This is a genomic window from Streptomyces sp. UH6, from assembly GCF_013421635.1.
Classification (GTDB): Bacteria; Actinomycetota; Actinomycetes; order Streptomycetales; family Streptomycetaceae; genus Streptomyces; species Streptomyces abyssomicinicus.
Map to the genome: position 1 here is coordinate 1 of NZ_JACADT010001411.1, position 1,069 is coordinate 1,069.

Consider the following 1,069-nt stretch of genomic DNA (forward strand, 5'->3'; position numbering starts at 1 on the left):
CGGGCACCGGGGCGGACCGCTGGACGGGGTGGCGGTGGCCGCCCGGACCCGGTTCGACCGGCGGGAGGAGGCCGAGGCGGAGCGGTTCGGCCTGCTGCTGGCGAGCCGCTTCCGCGCCTGGACACCGGTCGTCCCGCCCGCTGTCCCGCCCGCCAGGGAACCGGCCGGCCCCCCTGCCGGGGATCCGTCCTGGCCCGACGGCCTGGTGCGCCGCATCGAGGCGTCCCTGGGCGGGGAGCGGACCACCGGGAGGCAGGGGGCGGGCGGTCCGTGAACGACGTCACCTACTACATCCCGGCCGCGGCCATGACGGTGCCGCTGGTGCTCAAGTGCCGCACCCCGGGGGCGTGGCGGGACCCGTTGCTGCGGTCGGTGTGCGCGCTGCTGCTGGTCACCGCGCTGGCCTTCACGTTCGCCGCGCCGCCCACCGTCGTGGCCGTCAACCGGCTCACCTGCGTCCCCAACGCCGGGGCGCCGCTGGTGTACTCGCTGCTCACCGCCGTCTGCGCGGCGAGCCTGGTGCTGATGATCAGCTGGCGCGGCGGTCCGCCGGACGTCACCCGGAGCCTGACGGTCCGTTGCACGGCGGGTTTCGGCGCGGTGGTCGCCGTGATGTGGGTGCTGTTCGCGTGGGGCGACGCGCCGGTGGAGCGGCTGCGCGACTTCGACACCTACTACGCGAGCACCCCCTTCGTGCGCGAGATGGTGCTGCTGTACCTGTTCTCGCTGCTGGCGGCCGGGGTGGCGATGAACGTCCTGTGTCTGCGCTGGATCCGCCGGGTGTGCGGCCGGCAGCTGCGCGGCTCGCTGTTCCTGATAGCCCTCGGATTCGGGTTCTGCGCGCTGTACGCGGTCGCGAAGCTGACGGCGGTGGTGGTGCGCTGGGCGGGCGGGAACATCGACGGGCTGAGCACCTGGGGCGCTCCGGCGCTGGCCGCCTTCGGCGGTCTGCTGAGCGCGGCGGGGTTCTCCCTGCCGCTGCTGTGGGCGCTGCCCGCGCGGCTCTTCGGCGACGCCTGGTCGGCGTGGCGTTCCTACCACGCGCTGGCGCCGCTGTGGCGGGAGCTGC

At 74.9% G+C, this 1,069-nt stretch carries 1 protein-coding gene and 1 pseudogene; both read left to right on the forward strand.

Features of this window, described 5'->3' with window-relative positions; genetic code table 11:
- Positions 1–274, forward strand: a pseudogene (locus HW445_RS32220) (hypothetical protein); the annotation flags it as partial.
- A partial coding sequence (locus tag HW445_RS32225) for a hypothetical protein (protein ID WP_180224285.1) occupies positions 271–1,069 on the forward strand: 799 nt, incomplete at its 3' end. The pseudogene HW445_RS32220 and the gene HW445_RS32225, both read left to right, overlap by 4 nt.